Source organism: Rhodococcus sp. IEGM 1306, from assembly GCF_036541985.1.
In the GTDB taxonomy this organism is placed as follows: Bacteria; Actinomycetota; Actinomycetes; order Mycobacteriales; family Mycobacteriaceae; genus Rhodococcus_F; species Rhodococcus_F qingshengii.
Genome location: NZ_JAZHFF010000003.1, coordinates 430,817 through 455,393 on the forward strand (window position 1 = coordinate 430,817; position 24,577 = coordinate 455,393).

Genomic DNA, 24,577 nt, shown 5'->3' on the forward strand with positions numbered 1-24,577 from the left:
CGCGTAGCCCTTGGCATCTGCGAGCACTTTCCGCACTCACACCGGCTCTACCGTAGAACTGCACAACGAGTGTTCAGATCTGGGCGAGGAGTTTCACGAGTGTCAGCGCTGCCCGAAACTCGTACCGGTCCGATCGAGATGATCAAAATCGGATCGTTCTCCTCCGGACGCGGACCGCGGTTGGTCGCAGCCGTCGCAGGGCAGGCGTCGTATCAGGTAGCTCAAGCCCTCATTCCGGTGCTGATCGGCACCGTCGTCGACCGGGCAATCGGAAAGTCCGACAGCACAGCACTTCTCGTGTGGCTTGCGGTGCTGTGTTCTCTGTTCGTCGGACTTGCTCTGTCGTGGCGCATCGCGGTTCGCCTGAACACACAGGTCTTCGTCTACGGCGAACACGACCTACGACTGAATGCAGCCAGACGGGTACTCGACGCCAGGGGCATGCAAGCTCAGCGTTCGACGGGTGAAGTTCTCACCATCTCCACCTCGGATGCCTCACACGTCTCGGGCTTTTCCTGGGTTGTCGCCGAGCAGGGCTCGGCTTTCGCAGGGCTCGCCGCGGCAGTGATTTCGCTTGCCTTCGTCTCCTGGCCGCTCGCGCTGATCGTCGTTCTCATCACGGCTGCGCAACTCGCCTTCATCCACAAGATCAGCGGTCCGCTGGACGAGCGCGTGTATGCAGAGCAGAAGAAGGCAGCCGAGGCAGGAACGCTGGCAACGGATTTCACGCTGGGCCTGCGGGTACTGAAAGGTTTCGGGGCCGAACCCACCGCACTGTCGCGCTACGTGCACGCAAGCCGCGAATCCATGAAGGCAGCGATCCGGACGGTCCGAGCGATGTCCAGCCTGACCGCGCTGAATTCCGGGGTCTCCGCGTTGGTACTGGCGTCGGTCGCCTTGGGGGCGGCGTGGATGGCGCATCAAGGCACGATCACCGTGGGCAACTTCGTCACCGTGGTCGGACTGAGCAGGGTGATTGCCGGGCCGATGGAAACGCTGGGATTCTTCGGTGCCGAACTCGCCGCAAAGCGAGGCTCCGCGCGCAGACTGTCAGAACTGCTGGCCGAGCCACACCTGATCGAATCGCTGCCCTCCACGGCCGCGATCGACTCCGACAGAAGTGAAGACGCCCTGCTGATTTCGACCGACAACGGAACGGTCGTCTCGGCTCGCCGCGGAGAAGTGGTGGGCGTGCGCGCTGACGATTCCGCTCACCGACTGGCACTGCAACTCGCCTTTCAGACGCCGCTGGGCCGCAACCGATATTTCGTATTCGGCACCGATGCAACCGAACTCGGTCCGGACGCAGTTCGCGATCAGGTGTTCGTCTCCGCCCATGAAGGAACCGTGTTCACCGGTACCGTCTTCGACAATCTGGCAGCACCGAGCGTCGACTCGTCGGCAATGACGTCATCGGCGCTCGACGACGTGTTGACACATCTGCCCGACGGACACCACTCCGAGGTCGGTGAACAGGGAAAGAAGCTCTCCGGAGGACAGCGCCAACGACTACTTCTCGCCCGCGCTCTCCATCAACCGCAGCCGATCCTGGTCCTTCACGAACCCACCACTTCCGTGGATTCTGTCACCGAGCATCGAATTGCACACTCGCTGAGAAACTTTCCCGACAAGGCCATACTGGTGATCACCTCGAGTCCGACCTTGCTCCATTCGTGTGACCGTGTCGTCACGATCGACGACGACGCTCGGGAAGGAGACTCACTGTGACCGATACCCTTCCGGATGCATCTGTTGTTCCGCCTGCATCTGCCCTGCCGATCGCGTCGACCAAGCAGACCGTCCGCGCATTGATGGCACTGCTTCGGCCACGTAGGCGAGCGCTCGCACTCACGACCGTCGTACTTCTCTCCGCCACAGCCTGCGGATTGTCCACCCCGGCGTTGCTCGGACTCATGGTCGATGCGGTCACAGAGGGCAAACCATTTGCCGCGCTCCTGCGCATCACCGCGTTCATGCTCGGTGCAGCGGCGGCCGGAGTTGCGCTGACCTGGTGGAGCACACAGCTTCTCGCGAATGTCGCGCAGAACGTGCTGGCCGATCTTCGGGAAGACGTGTTCGCCGCTACGCTCGCGCAACCGTCATCGCTGGTCGAGGATGCCGGAACCGGTGATCTGATTTCTCGGGTCTCGGGTGATGTCGAAGCGGTCAACACTGTCATCGCCCGGGTGCTGCCCGCAACGGTGTCTGCCCTGTTCATGATTTCATTGACGCTTGTCGGTGTGGGAGTGATCGATTGGCGCTTCACCGTGGCAATCGTTGCCGTTGCGCCGATTCATTATTTCGCTCTCCGACATTTCCTCCGACGCTCCGGACCCGTCTACCGACACTCTCGCGCCGCGCAGGCCAGGCGAGGGCAGCAGCTCATCGAAACCCTCGGTGGCGCAGGCACTGTCACTGCCCTGCGGAGAACTGACGAGCACATCGGTCGAATCGCCGCGACGTCCGAGCATGCCATCAGCTTCGACATGCAGGCAGTTCGATTGCGTACCAACTTCTTCGCCCAACTCAACGGCGCCGAACTGCTCGGGCTCGCCGCGGTCCTGAGCGTCGGCTACTGGCTCGTGACCACGGGATCGGTGTCCATCGGGGCCGCTACCGCCGCTGCCCTCTACTTCCACAGTCTGTTCAGCCCCATCGCGGTATTTCTCTCGAACATCGACGAATTGCAGGATGCGGGTGCCAGCCTGGCTCGCCTGATCGGCGTCACCGCGATGCCGGGGCGTCCCGCGAGCATTCCTGTCTCGGCTCGATCCGAACCCATCGGCGTCGAGGTGGACCGGGTTTCGTACTCGTACGACCAGTCCACCCCGGTGATCGATTCGATCTCGATCTCGATTGCACCGGGGGAACGAATCGCCGTCGTCGGCAGCAGTGGTGCCGGAAAAACCACACTCGCCAAACTGATTGCCGGCATCATTCCCGTCGGGAACGGGCGAATCACCGTCGACGGCACACCGATTGACGACCTGAGTGACGCCGAACTTCGACACAAAGTCGTCCTGGTCAGCCAGGAAGTTCACGTATTCGTCGGGACGATCGCCGACGATCTCCGGTTGTGTGCACCAGATTCGGACGACGCGAAGATCGTCGAAGCCGTCGAAGGAATGAAAGCTCAATGGATTCACGAGCTTCCGGACGGGCTCGAGACCAGGGTCGGGGCCGGCGGGTACCAGTTGACGGCGGCGCAGGCACAGCACATAGCCCTCGTCCGACTGGCTCTGCTCGATCCGCCAGTCGTGATCCTCGACGAGGCGACCGCCGAAGCCGGAACCACCGCAGCAGGTCTTCTCGATCAGGCAGCCGAGCTTGCGGTCAGCGGCAGGACTGCCGTGGTGATAGCGCACCGCCTGAGCCAAGCAGTCCGCGCCGATCGGATACTCGTCATGAGCGGTGGCCGCGTAGTCGAGAGCGGGACACATGACGAACTGATCGGCGCGGACGGTTCCTACGCTGCGCTCTGGGAAGCCTGGTCGGTACGGAGCTAGATGCCCGCCAGGCTCACCTGAAAGCCGTTACAACTCAGCTGCTACGACGCCTGCGGGCGATGTCCGCCAGGACGACTCCGGCAGCAACCGAGGCGTTGAGCGACTCGACCGGACCGGCCATCGGAATGGACAGGATCGCGTCGCAGTTCTCGCGGACGAGGCGCGAAAGGCCCTTGCCCTCGGAACCGACAACGATCACCACGGGACCGCTGCCGTCGAAATCGTCGAGGGTCGTGTCACCTTCGGCGTCGAGACCGACGACCTGAACACCCTTCGACGCCCAGTCCTTGAGCGTACGAGTGAGGTTGGTGGCCCGAGCGATCGGCAGACGAGCGGCAGCACCGGCGCTGGTACGCCAAGCGACAGCACTCACGCTCGCGCTGCGACGCTCCGGAATCACGACGCCGTGTCCACCGAAAGCTGCGACCGAGCGCACAACGGCACCCAGGTTGCGGGGATCGGTGATGTTGTCCAGCGCGACGAGCAGCGGCGGCTCGGCGTGCTTGCGTGCCTCGGACAGAAGATCGTCCGGGTGCGCGTAGCGGTACGGCGGAACCTGCAGGGCGATGCCCTGGTGAAGACCGTTGGCGCTGAGGCGATCCAGATCGGTGCGGGGCACCTCGAGAATGGAGATGCCGGCGTCCGCAGCGAGCTGAACGGATTCCTTCAGTCGATCGTCGCTCTCGGTGCCGACGGCGACCCACAGTGCCGTCGCCGGAACGCCGGCGCGTAGGCACTCGACCACCGGGTTGCGTCCGAGCACTGTTTCGGGACCGTCGAGAACCTTGCGGCCCGGACCCGGACGGCCACCGCGGCCCTGCTTCTCGTCGGCACGTGCGGCGCGCGCTGCACGCTTTGCCGCGGGATGCTTGGTGCGTGCCTCGGCGGGCGGCGTAGCGCCACGCCCTTCGAGACCGCGACGGTGCTTACCGCCGGAACCGGCAACCTGGCCCTTCTTGGTGCCGCCCTTACGGACTGCGCCGCGCCTGCTCGAGTTTCCAGCCATTGTTACTGCCCTGCCTTAAGGGACCATTCGGGTCCGTCGGGAGTATCGGTTACTTCGATACCCGCCTTGATGAGGCGATCGCGGACCTCGTCCGCCACCGCCCAGTTCTTTTCCGTACGTGCCTGCTGCCGACGATCGAGATCGGCCCGCACCAACACGTCCAAAGCTTCCATTGCCGTCTCGGTGTCGCCACCGGACTGCGTCCAATGCGCGTCGAGTGGGTCGACGCCCAGGATCGCGAGCATGGCCCGCACCTGACCGGCAGCCACCCGAGCCGCGTCGAGATCACCGGCAGCGAGCGCGGAATTACCTTCGCTCGCCTTGCCGTGAATCTCGGCCAACGCGATCGGCACCGACAAGTCGTTGTCGAGAGCCGCCGCGAAACCTTCGGTCCACGTGCCGAGTTCGACGCCACCCGCACGCTTGTGTGTGCGCAGGACGAACGACTCCAGCCCCTGGTAGGACTTCGCGCTTTCGTCCAACGCCTCGTCCGAGTACTCGAGATTGGAACGGTAGTGCGCACTACCGAGGTAGTACCGAAGTTCTTGCGGACGAACCTTCTTGAGCACGTTCGGCACCGAGAGAACATTGCCCAACGACTTGGACATCTTCTCGCCACTCATCGTGACCCAGCCGTTGTGCAACCAGTACTGAGCGAAATCGTCGCCGGCACACTTGGCCTGCGCAATTTCGTTCTCGTGGTGCGGGAAGACGAGATCGCGCCCACCACAATGGATGTCGAATGCCGCCCCGAGGTAGAACTCCGCCATGGCCGAGCACTCGAGGTGCCAGCCCGGACGGCCGGGTCCCCACGGTGTCGGCCACGAGGGCTCACCGGGCTTCACTGCCTTCCAGAGTGTGAAGTCGCGAGGATCACGCTTTCCCTCGGCAGTACTCTCGCCCTGATGAACGTCGTCGAGTTTGTGGCCGGACAGTGCGCCGTACTCGGGATAGCTCTGCACGTCGAAGTAGACGTCGCCGCCCGCCGCGTACGCGTGACCGTTCTCGATCAGGCGTTCCATCATCTCGACCATCTGCGTCACGTGACCGGTGGCCCGTGGCTCGATGGACGGCGGCAGCACACCCAGTTGGTCGTAGGCCCACGTGAACGAACGCTCGAACGTCGTCGCCCACTCCCACCAAGGCCGACCGGCGTCGGCGGCCTTGTTGAGAATCTTGTCGTCGATGTCCGTCACGTTGCGCACGAAGGCAACGTCGTTGCCGTGCGCCAACAGCCAGCGTCGCAGCACGTCGAAAGCGACGCCGCTGCGAACGTGTCCGATGTGAGGGTCACCCTGAACTGTCGCCCCACACAGGTACACCGATGCATGTCCGGGGGCCAACGGAACAAAATCCCGAAGGGCCCGCGTACCGGTGTCGTATAGGCGCAGGGTCACGACCAGCGATCTTACCTGTCGTGTTCGGTTGTCATGACCAACGCGGTGGCCATGGCGGCGATCCCCTCGCCGCGACCGGTCAAGCCGAGGCCGTCGGTAGTGGTCGCGGACACCGAAACAGGTGCGCCGAGGATGTCCGAGAGCACCCTCTGTGCCTCGTCGCGTCGCGGCCCGATCTTCGGCCGGTTGCCGATGACCTGCACCGCTGCGTTGCCGACGGTGAACTGGTTCTCTTCGAGCAGTCTGCGAACCTCGGCAAGCATTCGAGCGCCGCTCACGCCGTCCCATTCGGGCCTGCCGGTGCCGAAAACCGAACCGAGGTCACCGAGGCCCGCCGCAGAGAGCAACGCGTCACACAGAGCGTGGACGGCTACGTCGCCGTCCGAATGGCCCGAGCACCCGTCAGCTTCCTCGAACAGCAACCCGGCCATCCAGCAAGGACGACCGACCTCGATGGGATGAACATCCGTGCCGAGACCGACGCGCATCTAATTTCCGTCCTGTGAATCCACGCTCAACTCTGTCTCCGAGCTCAGGAGCGCCCGTGCCAGGACCAGGTCGAACGGAGTGGTGATCTTGAAGGCGAGAGCGTCGCCGGGAATCGTCTGTACCGAGACACCGAGACGCTCGACCAGAGCGGCGTCGTCGGTCGCGGCGACGTCACCGGCTTCGTACGCACTGCGCAGGACGTCGGTGGAGAAGCCCTGAGGAGTTTGCACCGCACGCAGCTCCGAACGCAGAGGCGTACCGGTGACTGCGCCGAGCACGTCGACCGACTTGATCGTGTCGGTAACCGGGAGTACCGGGATGACCGCGGAGCTGCCCGCTCGGAGGGTGTCGACGACGCGCGCGATCAACTCCGGCGGTGTCAATGCCCGCGCAGCGTCGTGCACGAGAACGAAATCTGCATCGCCTGCCGCACTGAGGCCGGCACGAACCGAATCGGTTCTTTCGTCACCACCGCCGACGACGTCGACGTCCGCTGCACGACCGAGGTCGGCTACGACGGATTCGACCAGCTCAGGCGGCACAATGACAACAACGCGGTCGATCGCCCCGGATTTCCGGAGTCCATCGACCGCGCGTGCAAGCATGGTGCACCCACCGAGTTCGACAAATGCCTTGGGCACTTTCTCACCCAATCGCACTCCCCGACCTGCGGCAGGTACCAGGGCTACTACTGCCACTGTCAGCTTTGTTGAGTTGCAGTCAGGACGCGGCCGCGAGGACCTCGTCGAGAATGGTCTCTGCCTTCTCGGTGTCAGTGCCCTCGGCGAGCGCGAGCTCTCCGACGAGAATCTGACGAGCCTTGGCGAGCATGCGCTTCTCACCAGCGGAAAGTCCGCGGTCCTGCTCACGACGCCACAGGTCACGTACAACTTCTGCAACCTTGTTCACGTCACCTGAGGCAAGCTTCTCGAGATTTGCCTTGTATCGACGAGACCAGTTGGTGGGCTCTTCGGTGTGCGGTGCTCGCAGAACCTGGAAAACCTTGTCGAGGCCTTCTTGGCCGACCACGTCACGAACTCCGACGTACTCTGCGTTGTCTGCAGGAACCCGTACTGTGAGATCGCCTTGAGCGACCTTCAGAACCAGGTATTCCTTCTGCTCACCCTTGATGGTGCGGGTTTCGATAGCTTCGATCAGCGCCGCACCGTGATGGGGGTATACGACGGTGTCTCCGACCTTGAAAATCATGTGTCCCGTGCCCCTTTCGATTCCACTAGTTTAACACGTGAAAGAACCGACCACTCATCAACTGTGCAGGTCAGGGGCATCCTTGCTCGAGCGTAGGGGTTGACAGGGCTTGTTGTACGTGCATTCAACTGGTCTGGAGCACCCCTGCGTAACCGACTGAAAGCCCACGCAGACAACCGTTGTGGCGACCCGACGGCCAGCCCGCGGGACCTTATCTACTACTCTGCCTAGTGGAGTGCGAACCTGACGCCGTGGAGGACAAATCGTGACTGCTATCCGTAAGCCGACTCGTCGAGTCGCTACCGCCATTGCACTGGCTGCAGGCGCAGCCATCGCGCTGTCCGCTTGCGGTTCCGGACAGGTGAGCCAGACCGCCGTCCAGCAGGCCGCCGTGAACGGCAACAGCGCCGACCTCGGTGAGATCGCACTGCGCAACGTGCACATCGCGTACCCCTCGTCCGAGGAGTACAGCATCGAGCCGGGCGGCAACGCCGTGCTCGCCTTCAGCATCGTGAACGACAGCGCCGAGACCACGGACAAGCTCGTCAGCATCACCACCGACTACGCAGCACGCGTCGTCGCAGGTGAAGAGGTCGGCGGCCTGACGATCAAGCCGCAGACGTCGCTGCAGGCCGGCCAGTTGCCCGCAGGCGAAGGTGCCGCGACCGAGGCCGAGACCCAGATCAAGAACAACGAAGAGAACGACGACGCACCCGCTGCGCTCACTCTCGTCGTTCTCCAGGACATCAAGGCGGGCGTTCGCCCGGGCCTGACCGTCCCGATCACCTTCAAGTTCGAGAAGGCCGGTTCGGTCACCGTCGACGTGCCTGTCGACGCCGGCCCGCAGCTCGAGCGCAACGAGTCGGACAAGTCGCCTGACGTTGCAGAAGCCGGGCACTGAGCCCCGAATCACCAAGGCGCACATTGCGCTTCGCAGAACAACTTCAGTACTGAACTAGAGGCGGGGTCCGTGTCGGACCCCGCCTCTAGTCTGTCCCGGTGGCCAAAGTGAAATCGAACTACCGCTGCTCCGAATGCCAGTCGGTAGTGCCCAAATGGGTCGGTAGATGTCCGGACTGCGATTCGTGGGGCTCGATGACCGAGGTCGCTGTAGTGGCACCCGTCGCCAGCCGCGCCGGCGCCTCACTCGCGAAAGCGGGATCAAGCGCCGTGCTACCGACGACGCCGGCCACACCGTTGACACAGATCGACAGCACCTCGACGCAGGCCAAGCCCACCGGGATCGGCGAGTTGGACCGTGTGCTCGGCGGTGGCGTCGTACCTGGTTCGGTGGTTCTGCTCGCCGGAGAACCCGGTGTCGGAAAATCCACGCTACTTCTCGAGGTCGTCTACCGCTGGGCGATGCGCAGCGCGGATGATCGAGCCTTGTATGTCACGGGCGAGGAGTCTGCCGGTCAGGTTCGACTTCGGGCAGATCGCACCAACTCTGTCCACGAACGAATGTATCTGGCGGCAGAATCCGATCTCGCGACCATTCTCGGCCACATCGAGCAGGTCAAGCCGACCCTGGTCATCGTCGACTCGGTGCAGACGATGCTTGCTGCCGACGTCGACGGAGTCGTCGGCGGCGTGACTCAGGTCAAGGCCGTCACCAGCGCCCTGACCTCCCTGGCAAAGGCCAGCGGAATCCCGGTGCTTCTGATCGGCCACGTCACCAAGGACGGCGCCGTCGCCGGTCCGCGCTCGCTCGAGCATCTCGTGGACGTGGTTCTGCACTTCGAAGGTGACAAGCACTCCACCCTGCGCATGGTCCGCGGCGTCAAGAACAGATTCGGTGCGGCCGACGAAGTGGGATGCTTCGAACTCAGCGAGCAGGGCATCAACGAGATCAGCGATCCGTCCGGCCTGTTCCTGCATCACCGTGAAGAAGCCGTGGAAGGCACTGCAGTCACAGTGATGATGGACGGTAAGCGACCTCTACTCGGTGAAGTTCAGGCCCTCGTCGCCGCCACGCCTCTACCGACACCTCGCCGAGCCGTCAGCGGGCTCGACACCGCCCGTGTGGCCATGGTTCTGGCCGTGTTGGAGCGCCGCGTCGGAGTGTCGATCTCGAAGGCCGACGTCTACGCCGCGACCGTCGGCGGTATGCGAATGACCGAGCCGGGTGCCGATCTGGCTCTCGCCATAGCGGTCGCTTCCGCGGTGAAAGCCAAACCCGTCCCCAAAGGGCTCGTCATCCTCGGCGAGGTCGGACTCGCCGGAGAGGTTCGACGAGTTGCCGGCGTCAACCGGCGGCTGATCGAAGCTGCCCGATTGGGATTCACCAGCGCCATCGTGCCGGTCGATTCCGGCCCGAACATTCCCGGCATGCGCGTCAACGAAGTAGCGAACCTGGCCGAGGCACTCGCCTATGCCGGATTGATGGGCGGCAAACAAGCCCCGTCTCGCCCCAAGCTCACTCCGGTGAAATGACCGACTTGCGTCCGACTACCGCGTCAGACCGACGAGGTGCCGAACGGAGAAGTCGGTTCGCCGTCCACGAACTCCTTGGTCTTGGCGAAGTGTTCCGGGGTGATGGTCAGGAACAGTCCTCGGGAGGTTCCCACCACCGTGTCCGGATCCGCTGTCGGGCCTTCGACGATCACTGCTTCCGCGCTGGTGTAGACCTTGCGGCGCAAAACCCCGTCGATGCGAGCCCGGAATTCGAGCACCGATCCCAGCGGGATCGGTCGGGCGAAGTCGATCTCGAGGTGCCCGGTCACCACCGGCGAGCCGAGAGCCATGCATGCCATGCCCTGAGCCTCGTCGAATGCCGTCGACAGAATGCCGCCGTGAATGACACCCGGACCGCCCTGATACTTCTTGGCGACCTCCAGACGACCGGTCACTTCCAGCCCGTTGCCGGCCCTGAAACTCATCGCCATTCCCGCAGGCTGGTCGTCGCCGCAGCCGAAGCATTTCGACCAGTGCTGAGGCAGCTTCTCGCCGGCGGCCGGAAAGAATTCGGTCGGCTCCGGGAGGGTCAGGTCGTCAGGCAGGGTCCAGGTACTACTCATGGATAGGTAATCTAAACGGGGATCAGTCCGGCGCAGGCATCGGACCCGACCGAAGTGACATCGACCTCAGCAGGGAGTTTCTCAATGATCAGTGCGATGGCGGACACACAGTCGTCGTCGGCATTGCGAGAGACCATCGCCAGGTTGGCGCCGGGTACCGCGCTGCGAGACGGGCTCGAACGCATACTTCGCGGTCGTACCGGCGCGCTGATCGTCCTCGGATACGACGAGGAGATGGAAGCGCTGTGTGACGGCGGATTCAATCTGGACGTGGAGTTCGCCCCGACGCGCTTGCGTGAACTCTCGAAGATGGACGGCGCGGTCGTCCTCTCGACCGACGGCACACGCATCGTGCGTGCCAACGTCCAGCTCGTTCCCGATCACAAGATTCCCACCGTCGAATCCGGTACCAGGCACCGCGCCGCCGAGCGCACGGCAATTCAAACCGGCTATCCCGTGGTCTCGGTCAGCCAGTCGATGTCGATCGTCAGTGTGTACGTCGGCGGTATCCGGCATGTCATCGACGGATCGGCCACCATACTTTCGCGTGCCAACCAGGCCGTCGCCACGCTCGAACGATACAAAGCGCGACTCGACGAAGTGACACGGCAACTGTCGGTCGTCGAGATCGAGGATTTCGTGACCCTGCGCGACGCGTTGACAGTCGTGCAGCGGCTCGAAATGGTTCGCCGTGTGTCGATCGAGATCGAGCAGGACGTCCTCGAGCTCGGCACCGACGGTCGCCAGCTTGCATTGCAGCTCGAGGAACTGGTCGGCGACAACGACATTGCACGCCAACTGATCGTTCGGGACTACCTGGCCGGTCCCGAACCGATCGGCACCGCGGCGATGGACAACGTCCTCGTCGCACTCGATCGCGTCACCGACGCCGACCTCCTCGATCTCACGACACTTGCGCGGGTTCTCGGTTATCCGGGCACGATCGAAGCACTCGACACTCCGATGACCCCTCGCGGATACCGCGTGCTGATGAGGGTGCCTCGATTGCAGTTCCATCAGATTCACCGGTTGGTCGGATCCTTCGGCACTCTTCAGTCGCTGCTGGCCGCTACGGCCGCCGATCTGCAGTCGGTCGAGGGCATCGGCGGGCTGTGGGCCCGTCACATCCGTGAAGGACTTTCCCGGCTCGCGGAAACGTCGATCACCGGATCGTTCAACTAGCGGGCCCGGTCAGGCTCGCTCTCACGCGATGTTGAACGGCTCCGGAGAGCTTCGCAGTGCGCCGAGCTGACCGACAACCGTGTACGCGCCTGCGCCCACCGGATTGCGCTCGGGGTTCTGCGCGGTCGCGCACTCGGGGGTCGACGTCGTTGCCGACCAGGCGACCTTGAACGCGGCTTGCTCACCCGGAGCGAGATTGCGCACGTCGGCTGCGGGCTGCGGGTAGCAGTCGACGTTGGACCACAGACGGGTCTTGCCGTCGATGCTGTAGACGAGCACCTGCTGAAGGCCGCCCGCCAGATCTCGATCGCAGGGTGCCGAACCGATGTTGGTGATGACGATCGTGAACGACGGCTCTTCGCCGGGAGCAAAGGTCGCCTTGTCTGCGGTTGCCTTGACTGCCAGCGACGAGTCGGCACACTGACCGGCCGGGACCGGAGCCCCGGTGGTGGTCGACGAAGACGAAGACGACGAAGAAGATCCCGAAGCCTGCGTGCCCGAGCCGCCCGAACCACCGGCAGCACCGCCACCCGAGCCACCGCCACCGTCCGGTGCGTTGGATCCGGAAGGGTTGGGGGTGAAGGAGACGTCTGTTGTCAGCGAGGAACTCGCAGCGGCCGAATCGGCCTCCGGGGTATCACTTCCACCGCCGAAGAGGGCGGACGCCGCCCAGATGATCAACGCCAGCGCAATAACGGCGGCACCAATGGCCAGCGCCCGGCGACGCCAGTAGATCTCAGGGGGCAGTGGTCCATTCGGTTCCAACACGGACTCAACGGTAGTTGGCTCAGGGTCGACTAACCGTCAGCTGAGACGGCGTGTCGGTACCCATTGTCCGGTGCCAGGGATCACTGCCCCGGAAGATCTAACCCTCGACGCTCTCGCCGATGTCGCCGACAGCGCCCTGAACACGCATGTGACCGTCGGACAATGTGTACGTGACGCCGACGATCGCGCACGCACCCTTGTCCACCTTGTCGGCGATGATCCGCGACCTCTGCATGATCAACGAGCCGGTCTCCACGACGTGACGACCTTCGAGTTCGTCGACGGTGGACAAGCCTTCGTTGCGGCCCATCAGGATGGACGGAGCAACGCGCTCGACCACGCTGCGGATGAAGCCGTCGGGGACCGCGCCCTTGTCCAGGGCGTCGAGCGTTGCCTTCACGGCACCGCAACCGTCGTGCCCGAGGACGACGATGAGCGGCACGTTGAGCACGTGAACGGCGTACTCGATCGAACCGAGCACCGAATCGTCGAGCACATGACCTGCCGTGCGTACGACGAACATGTCGCCGAGGCCCTGGTCGAAGATGATCTCGGCGGCTACGCGCGAATCACCGCAACCGAACAACACCGCAGTGGGGTGCTGTGCGTTGACCAGCTTCGCGCGATCGGCGATTCCCTGGCTGGGGTGAATGGACGCGTCGTTGACAAATCGCTCGTTGCCTTCGCGAAGGGACTTCCAAGCGGAAATGGGGCTTGATCGTGGCATTCCCTCATTGTGCACCCGTCGCATTTCGGGCTCTCGCCGGGAAGGTTGCGTAGACGCAAACGGAAGCTCCGCGTCCACATTCACGCCTTGTGATGGCATGCCCGAATTGGAACTTACTTCAGAGTCAGTTTCCTGATACCGTCTCCGAACGTGACCTGGAGCACTTCGAGCTTCCGAATGTGACCGAAGAAACCCGACCAGAACGATGCGGCCGGAAAGGGGGATGGCGTGAGCACCGAACTTGGAACAACCGGGGACGCAACACCCGCCTCCCCCGCCAGGACGAACATGTTCTCGAACCTGCTGTCCGAAGTCGGACTGCTGTTCACCTTCACCGTTCGCGTGTGCGTTGCTGTGATCACGACCCTGCGACGCAAGCGTCTCGCCTGGCGTGAGGCGCTCGACCAGATGTGGTTTCTCGCCCACGTCACCTCGGTCGCCTCGGCGCTGGTGATGATTCCCCTCGGCGTGGGAGTGGCGCTGCAGATCGGTGCGCTCGCAGATCAAATCGGTGCAGGTGCGTACAGCGGTGCCGTGGTCGCGTTCCTCATCATCGGACAGGCCGGGCCTCTGGTGTGCGCCCTGATCATCGCCGGCGTCGGCGGTTCCGCAATCTGCGCAGACTTGGGCGCGCGAACGATCCGTGAGGAAATCGATGCGCTCGAAGTGCTGGGACTGCCGGTACTCGAACGCCTGGTCGTCCCGCGGATGATCGCCATCGCCGTCGTCTGCCTTCTCCTGAACTCGATAGTTCTCGTAATCGGTTTGGGCGCAAGCCTCTTCGTGCACGTCCTGATCCTCGACGGCAACGCCCAGAGCTTCCTGCGCAATCTCGTTCAATTCAGTCAGCCCAGCGATTTCGTCGTCTCCGGCATCAAAGCCGTTGCCTTTGCGCTCATCTCGGGAATCGTGGCCTGCTACAAAGGCCTGACCGTCAAGCGTGGAGCCCAAGGCGTCGGCGATGCCGTCAACGAGACCGTCGTGCTCTCGTTCGTTCTCGTGTTTGTCGCCAACCTCGCAATTACTCAGTTCTACCCGCTGTTCGTCTCGGTGAAAGGTGCCTATTGATGCACCTGCCCATCGCAATTCGTGCCAAACGTGTCAGTTCGCGCACCGTCGACGGCCTGAGTCGCCTCGGCGATCAGTTCACGTTCCACGCGCGTGTCATCACCTCGATTCCGGCAACCCTCAAGCGCTATTGGCGTGAAGTCGCCCGTCTCGTCGCCCAGGTGGCCTTCGGTTCTGGCACCCTGCTCGCCGGCGGCGGCAGCGTCGTCGTGATCTTCGCGATCTCGTTCTTCGCAGGTTCCCAGATCGGACTCGAGGGCTACCGCGGACTCAACCTCGTCGGCCTCGCACCGCTTTCCGGCGTGATGTCCGCCATCGCGAATACTCGCGAGGTCGCCCCACTCGTTGCCGCAATCACCCTGGCTGCCAAGGTCGGAACCGGATTCACCGCGCAGCTCGGAGCCATGCGGATCTCCGAGGAAATCGACGCACTCGAGGTCATGGCGATTCCCTCGCTGCGGTACCTGGTCACCACCCGAATGATCGCGGCGCTCATCGCGGTGGTCCCGCTGTACCTCGTCGGCCTGTTCGCTTCGTACATGGCAACTGCGCTTGCGGTGATCCGGGTCAAAGGCCAGTCGGAAGGAACATACGGCTACTACTTCAGTCTTTTCCTCTCTCCCAACGACATCTGGTTGTCCTTGATAAAAGTCATGGTGTTCGCGGTCGTCGTGACCCTCGTGCACTGCTACTACGGTTATACCGCGACGGGTGGACCTGAAGGCGTCGGCCGAGCAGCCGGACGAGCGCTGCGCACCAGCATCGTCTTCCTTGCCTTCACCGACGTCGCCATGACCATCGCGCTCTGGGGACTCAAACCTCAGGTTCCCGGGTTGACCGGATGATCGTCACGGACACCAGTCGAATTGCACTGGCACTGCGTGGTTTACTTGCGGTAGTCCTGCTGATCGTCGCCTACGTCTTCTTGTTCAGCAGGGGCACGGACACGTTCAGTTCCACACCGCAGGTCAGTGCTGTCGTCCCCGCCGGCGCCGGTGCGTTGAGAGTCGGATCATCGGTTCAGTACCGCGGGGTCGTCGTCGGTTCGGTCGCCGACATCGAGCCTGGCACCACCGCTTCCACCATCTCGCTCGCAATCGACGAGGGTGCGTTCGAGGACATACCGTCGACAAGTCAGGTGCGGCTGATGCCCCGCAACATCTTCGGCGACTTCTTCGTAGACCTCATTCAACCTGACGAACTCTCGCGTGGTCCTGCTCTCGCACCGGGCACCGAGTTGGTATCCGATCAGTCCGAAGTCGCGGTCCAGCTCTACCAATCGATCTCACGGATCTACTCGCTCGTTTCTTCCCTCGACCCCGCCGACATCAACGTGGCGCTCACGGCAGTCTCTGATGCGATGAGCGGCAAGGGAAACCAGATCGGCGAGTCTCTCGATTCAGTCCGTCAAGCGTTGGTCGGTGCGCAGCCCGTCATCGACGGACTCGGCGACGACCTCGACGACATAGCCACGCTCGCCGACAGTCTCTCGACGAGTGCGCCGGACATGCTCGCCGCATTCGAGAACTCCATCACCACATCCAAGACCGTCGTCGAGAAATCCGACGGATTGGCGGGGCTTCTGCGGGCGGGCACCAGCACGGGATCTGCCGCCACAAGTCTGATCGGTGACAATCGTGACCGCATGATCACCTTGATCGACGACGCCGATTCCCTCACCGGTGCAATCACTTCGCGGCCAGACCACATCACCACCTTCTACAACGGCCTGCGCAATCTCACGATCGAACTTCCGCCCGCGTTGGCCCACGGTCCGTGGCTCAGCACCGACCTACGGTTGTCTGTCACAGATCTGTATCCGTACGGAAAGACCGACTGCCCGCAATACGACGGGACCCGCGGCCCCAACTGTCCTGCCTCCGCGACCGCGTTCGGCGGAACCGTCGGCCCGGTCGGCAGCCCTGCCGAACAATCCCTGATCTCAGCTATCACCCAGGGCGGTACAGCCTTGGATACTCTCGTGGCGGGGCCGGTATTTCGCGGCACGACGATGGTGGGCAGATGAGCGTGAAGAAATCTCTGATCAGGTTCGGATTGTTTGCCGCACTGTCAATTCTCGCCACCGTCGTCGTGGTGAGCACCCTGATCAACCCCGTCTCCGGGTCGAGCTCGCAGTACCAGGCTGTCTTCGTCAATGCATCCGGTCTGGTCACCGGCAGTGATGTCCAGATCGCCGGAGTCCGAGTCGGGCGCGTCGACAGCGTCGAGTTGGTGAACAACCAAGCCGTCGTCGGCTTCGAACTCGAATCCACACAACGCATTCCGACCGGCGGTCGGGCGGTGGTGAGGTATGCGGATCTGTTGGGGGCACGGACGATCTCGATCGAACCAGGGCAAGACGGGGGCGCAACCGGCAATTACCTCTCCCCCGGGGCCACCATTCCCGTCGAACAGACTCAGCCCGCGATCGACCTCACCGACATCCTCGGCGGCTTCCGTCCCCTGTTCGACGCGCTCGACCCCACCGAAGTCAACGAGCTTGCCGCACACGTCGTCCAGGTATTCCAAGGACAAGGTTCCACCATCGAAAGCCTGCTGGAGCGCACTGTTGTCGTCACCGAGAACTTGACGTCCCGAGACGCGATCTTGGACCAACTACTGACCAACCTGGACCGGGTACTCACCGTCACCACGACGAATCGACCCAACTTCGTCGAGATGATCAACACGCTCGACACACTGGTCGGCGGTTTGGCACAGGACCGCCAACAGATCTCGGCCGCAGTTGATTCCGCGGGTTCCCTGACTTCTTCCCTTCAGGACCTCGTGACGCGCGTGGAACCCGAGTTGGCTGGCGCGCTGACTTCCGTCGATCAATCGGCTCGGGTCGTCGTCGACAATCGGGAGTCGCTGGCGACCGGTATCACCGCCTTCGATCAATTGTTCACCCAGTTGGGGATCGCGATGAGCTACGGAAGCTGGGCGAACATCTACATCTGCAACTTCCGACTCAGCGCGCTGGACCAGTCGGTGACTCTCGGCGGCCCCGAGCGTTCGGCGGTGTGCCGATGAACTGGCTCACCGTCAAGAACCCGGTCCGCAACGGAATCATCTGCATTCTCGTCGGAGTCTGTGTAGTTCTGGCCGCACTCGTTGTCCCTCAACTGATATTGAAGGTCAAGACCAACGAGTATCACGCCGTCTTTGCCAACGCCACCGGATTGACGCAGGACGATCCGGTCAACGTCGCAGGAGTCCCGAGCGGGGTGGTCACCTCGTTGGCGGTCAGCGGCAACTCCGTTGAAGTCACCTTCCGACTCGACGACGGCGTCACACTCGGCGAAGACTCCCGTGCGGACATCAAGATCTCGACTCTGCTCGGCCGACGCTCGCTCGACATCACTCCGAACGGATCGCGCTCGCTCCCCGGAGGTTCGACCATTCCCATCGAGAACACGAGTGTTCCGTTCACTCTCGACGATCTCGGACGAGGAGCACAAACCACTTCGGAAAACCTTGATCTGCAACAACTGCGAAATATGCTGACCGTGGTGTCCGACAACTCACCGGACGATCCCGAACTCATTCGCCGCTCACTCGAGGGAATCGACGCACTCTCCGGAGTAGTCGACGACAACGACGATGCATTCCGTTCCCTTCTCACCGGAGCGCAGCAGACGACCACAACGTTGATCGAGCAGAAGGACACGCTGGAAACCCTTCTGGGAAATGCGGATCTGGTGATGTCAACGATCGCCGACCGGCGAGATGTGCTGACTGCGCTCGTACAAGACCTGAATCAGTTGAGCACCACCATTGCCCAGTTCCTCGGTGACAATCAGGCATTGGTCGACTCGGTCTTGGGAGACATCCACGAGGTGACGGGAGTTCTGTCCGAGAACGAACAATCACTGACGACGCTGCTCGACAACTTCGCACCCAGCGTTCGGTACGTCACGAACGCGACCGGCAACGGCAACTGGCTCGATCTCAACTCACCCTCCACACTCATCCCGGACAACTGGTTGTGCGTCGTCGGGCTCGTTCAGGGGTGTCGATGACCACGACCGTCAAGAAACACGCCGTGCTGGCAGCGATAGTGATCTGCGCGATCGGTGCCGTCCTGTTCGTCACGCGTGACGAACACCGACTCACTCTCACCGCCGAATTCACCTCGACCGACGCAATCTTCACCGGTAACACGGTGACGATTCTGGGAGTTCCCAGCGGAAGGGTCGAGAGCGTCACGCCGGAAGGGTCCCGGGTTCGAGTGGCGCTGAGCCTGCCATCCGGAACACGTATACCGGCCGACGCGCAGGCCTGGGTCCTTTCTCCCTCGGTCATCAGTGACCGCACAATCGAACTCGGGCCCGGATACGAGGACGGTGAATTCCTCGCGGACGGCGCAGTGATCCCTCTCGAACGAACTCACTCCCCGCTGACATGGGACCAGCTCACCGCATCGGTGAACGAACTGACGGTCGCGCTCGGCCCTGGCGCCGACGGCGGTGGGATCGGTGACCTCATCGGAGAAGGCGCTCACGCGTTGGACGGCAACGGGCAAGCATTCAACGATGCCGTGCAGTCCATCTCACAGGCCAGTTCGGTACTGGCCGGCGCGAGTCCTGACATCTCCGAACTGGTGAAGAACCTGAACACCCTCGTGCAGTTGATCGCGGACAACCAGATCCAGGTCGACTCGCTGTCGAACTCGGTGACCGTCACGGCACGCGCGTTCGGTACCCAGCGAGAAGACATCAGCGGGGCGCTCGATTCCCTGACCACGTTGCTCGGACAGGTCTCAGCGCTACTCGCCGAACACGGCGAGGCGGTCACCGCCGATCTGGGTACGCTTGCACAGTTGGCCGGCGCAGTCGCGACCAAACAGGACCAATTGCGCGAGATCATTGAAACGGCACCAACGGGATTCGAGAACGTTTCCAACCTCGTCACCGAAGAAGGCCGAGCCAGAGCACGGTTGAACGTCGCCACCGATCTCTCACAGTTCGACACGACACGAGAACTGTGCGAGAAGATGCCGATTCCGCTGTGCACAGGGCCCGGAATCGTCAATCCCATCGAATTTCCCTCGGCAGGCAGCTCCGACCTGGCACGCATCCTCGGTGGGGGTAACTGATGGCGTCGAACAAGTCCGTAGTGAGCGTTGTCGTGGCACTCGCCATCGCGGCGCCTTTGACCGGCTGCAGTCTCAACTTCCAGCACCTCCCTCTCGGGCGCTCTCTGCCGGGAGAGTCGTACCCGCTGAACATGGAATTCGTCGATGCGTCATTGCTTCCCGTCGGCGGCGAGGTGCGTATCGGTCAGGCAGTGGTCGGCAGAGTCACGTCGATGAGCGCGGAAACCTTTGCAGCCGTAGTACATACCGAGATCGAATCCGATATCGAACTACCCACCGGCACCCGCGCTCGGATCGAGTTGTCCACCCCGATCGGCGATGCGTTCGTCAACCTCGAAGTTCCGGTCGATTCAACCGGCCCCATGCTCGTACCAGGTTCCACCATCGAGCGTTCGGAGACCGTCCGCGGACCCGACGTCGCACAACTACTCGGCGCCGTCGGAACTTTGTTGAACGGCAGTGGGTTGGCACAGGTCAAGACCATCGTGAGCGAGGCTGATCAGATTCTCGACGGCAGGGAAGAGACGATCCGCGATCTACTTGGGCGCCTGGACACTTTTCTCGGGACACTCGAAGACCGAAAGGAATCGATCAACTCGGCGCTGGACTCGCTGAATCGGCTGAGCGCTCTCATCGGCGACGAGAGCGCCACCATCGACGAAGGCTTGCGCACACTCACACCCGCATTGGGCGTGATCGCCGACCAACGACAACCGCTCCTCGATCTACTCGACGAAACCGACAGACTCAGTACCGCAACCAATTCCGTACTCGACCAGTCGGCCGACCAGATATCAGAGATAACCGGACGTCTGTCACCTATCCTCGACCAGTTCTCGGCAATGGGCCCGACACTGGGTGAGACGATGGCCAACCTGGACAATGCGAGAGTGCTCCTCGAGCGCGCCAGCCCGGGTGATTACGTGAACATCGACCTCGACGTCGATGTCGAGGGCACCGTGACCGGAGTGCTCAACGAGATAATTCCGGGCGCCGCACCGCCACTGCCACCTCTGCCCGCCTCCGATCGGGAACTGCCGATCACGACACCCCTGCAAGGAGGAACGCGATGAAGAACCGAACCGTCTATTTCGAGATCGTCGCCTTTCTCCTCATCGCGGTGGTCAGCACGACGTATGTGCTCCGACAAGTAGGTGCTGGCGATCCCTTCACCGGAACATTCTCGGTCACCGTCGAATTGGAGAACGCGGCTGGAATCGCTCCGGGTTCGGAAGTGGCCTATCGCGGAGTCACCGTCGGCGACGTCGAGTCGGTGGAGGTTGACTCTGCCCGGGACCTCGTCGTGATGACGCTGAGCATCGCCGCCGACCAACAGATCCCCGACGATTCGCATGCGGCCATCAGCCAGGACACCGCAGTCCCGGTACTGAAAGTTCAGTTGTCTTCGCAGACCGACGGCGGCCCGTATCTGCATGAAGGCTCAGTTGTTCCGACTGAGCGCACATCGATCCCGGTCGCGTTGGGAACCGTGATAGCGAACTTCAACGCTGCTGCCGACACTGTCGATCCGGCAGACCTACGGACACTCTCGCACGAACTCGGCGAGGGATTGAACGGATTGGGTCCGGATCTGCAGGCGCTCGTCGACAACTTCGACGTGCTTGCGCGCACCGTTCAAGCCGATCAGCCCCGTATCAACACGCTCGTCGAGAACTCGCGCTCATTGTTTGCTGCGAACGAGGAGAATGTCGACGCTCTTCCCGAAGTTGCACTCACACTTAGCCAATTGACAGATCAGGTACGAAACTCCGATCCGCAACTGCGCACTCTCCTCGATCGAAGCCCGAGCGTTCTCGACAATCAGATACTGCCTCTCATCGAACAGAGCCGCGAGCCGTTCAGTCTTCTGTTGGCCAATTCTCTCGTCTCCACTCAGATCGTCACCGCACGGATGCCCGCGGTCGATGCCTTGTTGGTGGTGGTACCCAAAGGTTTCGAGAAGTTCGGAAGTATCGTCGAAGACGGACGCGCTCAGCTTGATCTGATCACAGCACTGGGTCCGGTTTGTATCTACGACACGCCCCGGCGATCGGTACAGGACACCTCACCGACCACGCTCGACAAGAACCAACACTGCGCGGACCAGTCGGGCCGGATCCAGAATCGCGGCTCACAGAACGTCCCCACCGGAACTGGAACGATCGACGGGGTTGCCGAATACGATCCTGCCCTCGGAACGGTTGCGGCCGGTGACGGAACGTCGATTCGTCTGGGCCTCAACGGTGGTCAGAACACCGTTCTCGGTGACAACTCGTTTGCCGCACTACTAGTACAAGGAACGCAATGACCGAGACACCCCAGTCCGAGACACCCGAGCCCCAGATCTCCGAGAGTCCAACAACCACAGTCGTCGAGAAGCCCACGCGCCTTCGCAAGCCGACCCTGCTGATCGTTGCCGGCGCCTTGGTCGTCGTAGCGGCGCTCGGCTGGGGCGCCTTCGCGACCTGGCAGAGATCGATCGACGAAGACGCCCGCACCAGCGCACTGGACAGCGGACGGCAATTCGCCACTGATCTTGCGACGTACAACTTCCAGAACCTCGATCAGAACCTCTCCGTGGTGCGCGACAACTCCGTCGGCGAGTTTGCCGGCCAGTACGCCCAGGTGGCCGCCAATCTGCAGAACATGATCGTGCAGTATCAGGCGACCTCGTCCGCTCAGATCATTTCTGCCGGGCTGGCGAGCAGCGACCGGGACAATGCCGAGGTGCTCGTTTTCCTCGATCAGACGATTACGAACACCAACTCCCCGGATCCGAGGATCGACCGCAACCGCATGCAACTGTCGCTGGTCCGCGAGGACGGCGAGTGGAAACTGAGCAACGTGCAGTTGTTGTGACCTCGTCACGGCGTAGTATCTCCCCGAGCATTATCGAGCGATAGCTAGGGGACCCGTATGGCCACGAAAGATTCGGCGAAGGACGCCACAGCCAGTTGGCGACGGATCGAGCCGCTCGAGCTGACTCCTATCCTGGAAGCCGCCCTCGAAGGATTCTACGACAACGGATTCCACGGAACGTCGGTACGCGAGATCGCGCGTCGTGTCGGTGTCACTATTCCCGCTCTCTACTACCACCACCAGAGCAAGGAAGGGATTCTTCTTGCTCTCCTGGAAGTTTCGACCAGCGACGTGCTCGCACGAGCACACACCGCCTACGCCGACGGTGGAGACGACCCCCGGCAACAGCTCACCAATGTCGTCGAAGCGATCGTCCTTCGCATGACCACCCGGTCACGCCTTGCGGCTCTCGAGGGCGAGGTGCGGTACCTCAGCCCCGAAAACCGCCAGCGATACCGCGTCGTACGAAAGGGTGTCGAGGAACTGGTACTGGGCATCGTGACGGAAGGCGCGGAACGAGGCGTCTTCTCGGTGGCGGACATACCCGAGACCACGCGCGCGCTGCTCGCGATGTGCCAGTCGATTCCGCGTTGGTATCACGCGGAGGGAGAACTCACCCCGGCAGAGGTGGCTCAGAAGTACGCCGTGATCGCACTGAACACGGTTGGATGCAAACCCAGCCGCAAGCGTGCACGTTGATTCTCACACCGTCGTGTATCGCGCCCGAAGTTCACGCTTGAGGATCTTGCCCGTAGCGCCCAACGGGAGTTCGGTGACTATCTCGATGGACTTGGGGCACTTGTAACCGGCAAGTCGGCTTCGGACGAAACCCGAAATCACGTCGGTATCGAGTTGATGTCCTGCAGCAGCAACTACGACGGCTTTGACCGCCTCGCCCCACAGTGGATCCTCCACTCCGATGACGGCGACTTGGGATACTCCCGGATAATCGGCGATGACCGATTCGACTTCGATGGGATAGACGTTCTCTCCACCCGTGATGATCATGTCCTTCATCCGATCGGTGATGTAGACGTAGCCCTCGCTGTCGACCCGTCCCACGTCGCCGGTATGGAACCACCCGTCGGCATCTATCGCAGCGGCAGTCTCTTCCGGACGTCGGTAGTAGCCTTCGGTCGTTTGAGGAGACCTGACATAGATCTCGCCGGCCTCGCCGATCGCAACTTCCTCGCCTTCCGGTGACATCACCTTCAGTTCCACCCAGGGGTACGGTTTTCCCACCGAGCGCAGCAGTCCGACGTTCTCGCCGTCCACTGCATGGTCACAAGAATCGAGTTGCGTTACTGCTCCATGCGTTTCGGTCAGCCCGTAGACCTGGAACAGGGGCGTGCGGAACGTCTCGAGAGCTCGCTTCAAGACCGACGGTGTGATCGGGGAAGAACCGTAGGCGATGGATCGGAGAGTTGCGAAATTGCGCTCTCGCGCACCTGGCACGTCGACCAGCATCCCGATGACGGAAGGCACGAGGAAGGTATTGGTGATACTCATCCCTTCCATTACTTCCAACAGACCGTCAGGTGTGAATTCCGGGAGAACGACGTTGTGGGCTCCATTCGCGAGTCCCACGAGTACCCAACCCAATCCGCCGATGTGGAACAGTGGCATCGCACACAAGCTGACCGAGGATTCGTCGAATCCCCATGGCCCACCGGTTCGCGTGCATGCTTCCAGGTTCCTGTTGGACGTGAGAACGCCTTTGGGTTTTGCCGTGGTTCCGGATGTATACAGTTGCAGTACAACGTCGTCCAGGCTTCCGCGCCATCCCGGATCGACCGAACTTGCGCCTGCCGATCGAGCTTCGTAGTCGAACTCCTCGGAACCGTCGATCTTCACAACGCGCAGCTTCGTGACTCCCGATGCCTGCACCGCCGACACCACGCCCTCGAATTCACTGTGGAAGAACAACACCCGAGCGTCCGCGTCGGCGAGCACCTCGGCAACCTCGGCGCCGGACAACCGCCAATTGATCGGGATTGCCACTGCCCCGATCTTTGCTGCCGCAAGTACGATCTCGACGACTTGAGTCGAGCTTCTGTCCACCACGGCCACCCTGGTTCCCGAGCTACAACCCAGGTCGAGAAGAACGTTGGCCAGCCGACTGGTACGGAGGTCGAGCTCGGCAAACGTCATCGACCCGTCTCGACCTGTCAACGCGAGGGCGTCCGGTCGCGCAGCAGCGTGGCGTCGAGACTCATCGGCAAGGCGATATTGTGAGCACATCGTGAAAATC

General features: G+C 62.4%; 24 protein-coding genes. 15 read left to right on the forward strand and 9 right to left on the reverse strand.

Features of this window, described 5'->3' with window-relative positions; translation table 11 throughout:
* Nucleotides 1-99: 99 nt before the first annotated feature.
* Both V3587_RS11545 and V3587_RS11550 read left to right on the forward strand, forming a co-directional pair.
* Complete coding sequence (locus tag V3587_RS11545; RefSeq protein WP_283376518.1) at nt 100-1,728, forward strand: ABC transporter transmembrane domain-containing protein; 1,629 nt, start codon at nt 100-102, stop codon at nt 1,726-1,728.
* Nucleotides 1,725-3,506 carry an ABC transporter ATP-binding protein gene (locus V3587_RS11550; protein ID WP_283376517.1) on the forward strand — a complete coding sequence of 594 codons (1,782 nt, stop codon included), beginning with the start codon at nt 1,725-1,727 and terminating at the stop codon, nt 3,504-3,506. The genes V3587_RS11545 and V3587_RS11550 overlap by 4 nt, the downstream gene beginning before the upstream one ends.
* Nucleotides 3,507-3,540: 34 nt before the next feature.
* Here V3587_RS11550 and rlmB read toward each other — a convergent pair whose 3' ends face one another.
* The 5 genes from rlmB to carD are packed head-to-tail and all read right to left on the reverse strand — an operon-like array spanning nt 3,541 to nt 7,607.
* Complete coding sequence (rlmB, locus tag V3587_RS11555; RefSeq protein WP_003945749.1) at nt 3,541-4,512, reverse strand: 23S rRNA (guanosine(2251)-2'-O)-methyltransferase RlmB; 972 nt, start codon at nt 4,510-4,512, stop codon at nt 3,541-3,543.
* Between the two features lie 2 nt (nt 4,513-4,514).
* Nucleotides 4,515-5,909: a cysteine--tRNA ligase gene (gene cysS / locus V3587_RS11560; RefSeq protein ID WP_283376516.1), complete on the reverse strand. Its 1,395-nt coding sequence runs from the start codon at nt 5,907-5,909 to the stop codon at nt 4,515-4,517.
* A gap of 11 nt (nt 5,910-5,920) precedes the next feature.
* Nucleotides 5,921-6,397 (reverse strand): 2-C-methyl-D-erythritol 2,4-cyclodiphosphate synthase, encoded by a 477-nt coding sequence (gene ispF, locus V3587_RS11565; RefSeq protein WP_095970889.1) that lies wholly within the window; start codon nt 6,395-6,397, stop codon nt 5,921-5,923.
* Nucleotides 6,398-7,096: a 2-C-methyl-D-erythritol 4-phosphate cytidylyltransferase gene (gene ispD, locus V3587_RS11570; RefSeq protein ID WP_166810764.1), complete on the reverse strand. Its 699-nt coding sequence runs from the start codon at nt 7,094-7,096 to the stop codon at nt 6,398-6,400. It abuts the gene before it with no gap.
* Between the two features lie 22 nt (nt 7,097-7,118).
* Entirely contained in the window at nt 7,119-7,607 is a 489-nt protein-coding gene (gene carD, locus V3587_RS11575) for an RNA polymerase-binding transcription factor CarD (RefSeq protein WP_003945666.1), read from the reverse strand.
* 265 nt (nt 7,608-7,872) lie between these two features.
* On the opposite strand from carD, the gene V3587_RS11580 reads away from it, so the two are divergent.
* Both V3587_RS11580 and radA read left to right on the forward strand, forming a co-directional pair.
* On the forward strand, nt 7,873-8,508 hold the full coding sequence (locus V3587_RS11580) for a copper chaperone PCu(A)C (RefSeq protein ID WP_095970887.1): 636 nt from the start codon (nt 7,873-7,875) through the stop codon (nt 8,506-8,508).
* A gap of 98 nt (nt 8,509-8,606) precedes the next feature.
* Entirely contained in the window at nt 8,607-10,040 is a 1,434-nt protein-coding gene (gene radA, locus V3587_RS11585) for a DNA repair protein RadA (protein ID WP_003945739.1), read from the forward strand.
* 23 nt (nt 10,041-10,063) lie between these two features.
* Here radA and V3587_RS11590 read toward each other — a convergent pair whose 3' ends face one another.
* Nucleotides 10,064-10,624: a PaaI family thioesterase gene (locus V3587_RS11590; protein ID WP_095970886.1), complete on the reverse strand. Its 561-nt coding sequence runs from the start codon at nt 10,622-10,624 to the stop codon at nt 10,064-10,066.
* A gap of 96 nt (nt 10,625-10,720) precedes the next feature.
* Here V3587_RS11590 and disA point away from each other — a divergent pair, with 96 nt between their 5' ends.
* Complete coding sequence (gene disA, locus V3587_RS11595) at nt 10,721-11,806, forward strand: DNA integrity scanning diadenylate cyclase DisA (protein WP_024487741.1); 1,086 nt, start codon at nt 10,721-10,723, stop codon at nt 11,804-11,806.
* Between the two features lie 21 nt (nt 11,807-11,827).
* On the opposite strand, the gene V3587_RS11600 is transcribed toward disA, so the two are convergent.
* Both V3587_RS11600 and V3587_RS11605 read right to left on the reverse strand, forming a co-directional pair.
* Nucleotides 11,828-12,574 (reverse strand): DUF4232 domain-containing protein, encoded by a 747-nt coding sequence (locus tag V3587_RS11600; protein ID WP_095970885.1) that lies wholly within the window; start codon nt 12,572-12,574, stop codon nt 11,828-11,830.
* A gap of 97 nt (nt 12,575-12,671) precedes the next feature.
* On the reverse strand, nt 12,672-13,301 hold the full coding sequence (locus V3587_RS11605; RefSeq protein ID WP_095970884.1) for a carbonic anhydrase: 630 nt from the start codon (nt 13,299-13,301) through the stop codon (nt 12,672-12,674).
* A 228-nt stretch (nt 13,302-13,529) separates the two neighbouring features.
* On the opposite strand from V3587_RS11605, the gene V3587_RS11610 reads away from it, so the two are divergent.
* Genes V3587_RS11610 through V3587_RS11655 form a run of 10 tightly spaced genes read left to right on the forward strand, consistent with a single transcriptional unit; the run spans nt 13,530 to nt 23,025 of the window.
* Nucleotides 13,530-14,369, forward strand: coding sequence for an MlaE family ABC transporter permease (locus V3587_RS11610; protein ID WP_283376515.1), 840 nt, complete (start codon nt 13,530-13,532; stop codon nt 14,367-14,369).
* Nucleotides 14,369-15,214, forward strand: coding sequence for an MlaE family ABC transporter permease (locus tag V3587_RS11615; RefSeq protein WP_095970882.1), 846 nt, complete (start codon nt 14,369-14,371; stop codon nt 15,212-15,214). Before V3587_RS11610 ends, V3587_RS11615 begins: the two co-directional genes overlap by 1 nt.
* The gene (locus V3587_RS11620; protein ID WP_283376514.1) at nt 15,211-16,395 is read left to right on the forward strand and encodes an MCE family protein; all 1,185 of its coding nucleotides are present in this window, start codon (nt 15,211-15,213) and stop codon (nt 16,393-16,395) included. The genes V3587_RS11615 and V3587_RS11620 overlap by 4 nt, the downstream gene beginning before the upstream one ends.
* Entirely contained in the window at nt 16,392-17,402 is a 1,011-nt protein-coding gene (locus V3587_RS11625) for an MCE family protein (RefSeq protein ID WP_283376513.1), read from the forward strand. Before V3587_RS11620 ends, V3587_RS11625 begins: the two co-directional genes overlap by 4 nt.
* A complete protein-coding gene (locus tag V3587_RS11630; RefSeq protein WP_283376512.1) occupies nt 17,399-18,391 on the forward strand; it encodes an MCE family protein in 993 nt (330 codons plus the stop codon). Before V3587_RS11625 ends, V3587_RS11630 begins: the two co-directional genes overlap by 4 nt.
* Nucleotides 18,388-19,467, forward strand: coding sequence for an MCE family protein (locus tag V3587_RS11635; protein ID WP_283376511.1), 1,080 nt, complete (start codon nt 18,388-18,390; stop codon nt 19,465-19,467). The genes V3587_RS11630 and V3587_RS11635 overlap by 4 nt, the downstream gene beginning before the upstream one ends.
* Nucleotides 19,467-20,540, forward strand: a complete 1,074-nt coding sequence (locus tag V3587_RS11640) for an MCE family protein (RefSeq protein WP_124568925.1) — start codon at nt 19,467-19,469, stop codon at nt 20,538-20,540. Before V3587_RS11635 ends, V3587_RS11640 begins: the two co-directional genes overlap by 1 nt.
* The gene (locus tag V3587_RS11645) at nt 20,537-21,775 is read left to right on the forward strand and encodes an MlaD family protein (RefSeq protein WP_283376510.1); all 1,239 of its coding nucleotides are present in this window, start codon (nt 20,537-20,539) and stop codon (nt 21,773-21,775) included. The genes V3587_RS11640 and V3587_RS11645 overlap by 4 nt, the downstream gene beginning before the upstream one ends.
* Nucleotides 21,772-22,326, forward strand: coding sequence for a hypothetical protein (locus V3587_RS11650; protein ID WP_283376509.1), 555 nt, complete (start codon nt 21,772-21,774; stop codon nt 22,324-22,326). The genes V3587_RS11645 and V3587_RS11650 overlap by 4 nt, the downstream gene beginning before the upstream one ends.
* 57 nt (nt 22,327-22,383) lie before the next feature.
* Nucleotides 22,384-23,025: a TetR/AcrR family transcriptional regulator gene (locus tag V3587_RS11655; protein ID WP_200314592.1), complete on the forward strand. Its 642-nt coding sequence runs from the start codon at nt 22,384-22,386 to the stop codon at nt 23,023-23,025.
* 3 nt (nt 23,026-23,028) lie between these two features.
* On the opposite strand, the gene V3587_RS11660 is transcribed toward V3587_RS11655, so the two are convergent.
* Nucleotides 23,029-24,567: a long-chain-fatty-acid--CoA ligase gene (locus V3587_RS11660; RefSeq protein WP_124568929.1), complete on the reverse strand. Its 1,539-nt coding sequence runs from the start codon at nt 24,565-24,567 to the stop codon at nt 23,029-23,031.
* Between the last annotated feature and the right edge of the window lie 10 nt (nt 24,568-24,577).

Excerpts from the sequence above, each read along its gene's own strand:
- rlmB (WP_003945749.1), bottom strand. The coding sequence starts at position 4,512 with ATGGCTGGAAACTCGAGCAGGCGCGGCGCAGTCCGTAAGGGCGGCACC.
- ispF (WP_095970889.1), bottom strand. The coding sequence starts at position 6,397 with ATGCGCGTCGGTCTCGGCACGGATGTTCATCCCATCGAGGTCGGTCGT.
- carD (WP_003945666.1), bottom strand. The coding sequence starts at position 7,607 with ATGATTTTCAAGGTCGGAGACACCGTCGTATACCCCCATCACGGTGCG.
- V3587_RS11590 (WP_095970886.1), bottom strand. The coding sequence starts at position 10,624 with ATGAGTAGTACCTGGACCCTGCCTGACGACCTGACCCTCCCGGAGCCG.
- disA (WP_024487741.1), top strand. The coding sequence starts at position 10,721 with ATGGCGGACACACAGTCGTCGTCGGCATTGCGAGAGACCATCGCCAGG.
- V3587_RS11605 (WP_095970884.1), bottom strand. The coding sequence starts at position 13,301 with ATGCCACGATCAAGCCCCATTTCCGCTTGGAAGTCCCTTCGCGAAGGC.
- V3587_RS11615 (WP_095970882.1), top strand. The coding sequence starts at position 14,369 with ATGCACCTGCCCATCGCAATTCGTGCCAAACGTGTCAGTTCGCGCACC.
- V3587_RS11620 (WP_283376514.1), top strand. The coding sequence starts at position 15,211 with ATGATCGTCACGGACACCAGTCGAATTGCACTGGCACTGCGTGGTTTA.
- V3587_RS11625 (WP_283376513.1), top strand. The coding sequence starts at position 16,392 with ATGAGCGTGAAGAAATCTCTGATCAGGTTCGGATTGTTTGCCGCACTG.
- V3587_RS11630 (WP_283376512.1), top strand. The coding sequence starts at position 17,399 with ATGAACTGGCTCACCGTCAAGAACCCGGTCCGCAACGGAATCATCTGC.
- V3587_RS11635 (WP_283376511.1), top strand. The coding sequence starts at position 18,388 with ATGACCACGACCGTCAAGAAACACGCCGTGCTGGCAGCGATAGTGATC.
- V3587_RS11640 (WP_124568925.1), top strand. The coding sequence starts at position 19,467 with ATGGCGTCGAACAAGTCCGTAGTGAGCGTTGTCGTGGCACTCGCCATC.
- V3587_RS11645 (WP_283376510.1), top strand. The coding sequence starts at position 20,537 with ATGAAGAACCGAACCGTCTATTTCGAGATCGTCGCCTTTCTCCTCATC.
- V3587_RS11650 (WP_283376509.1), top strand. The coding sequence starts at position 21,772 with ATGACCGAGACACCCCAGTCCGAGACACCCGAGCCCCAGATCTCCGAG.
- V3587_RS11655 (WP_200314592.1), top strand. The coding sequence starts at position 22,384 with ATGGCCACGAAAGATTCGGCGAAGGACGCCACAGCCAGTTGGCGACGG.
- V3587_RS11660 (WP_124568929.1), bottom strand. The coding sequence starts at position 24,567 with ATGTGCTCACAATATCGCCTTGCCGATGAGTCTCGACGCCACGCTGCT.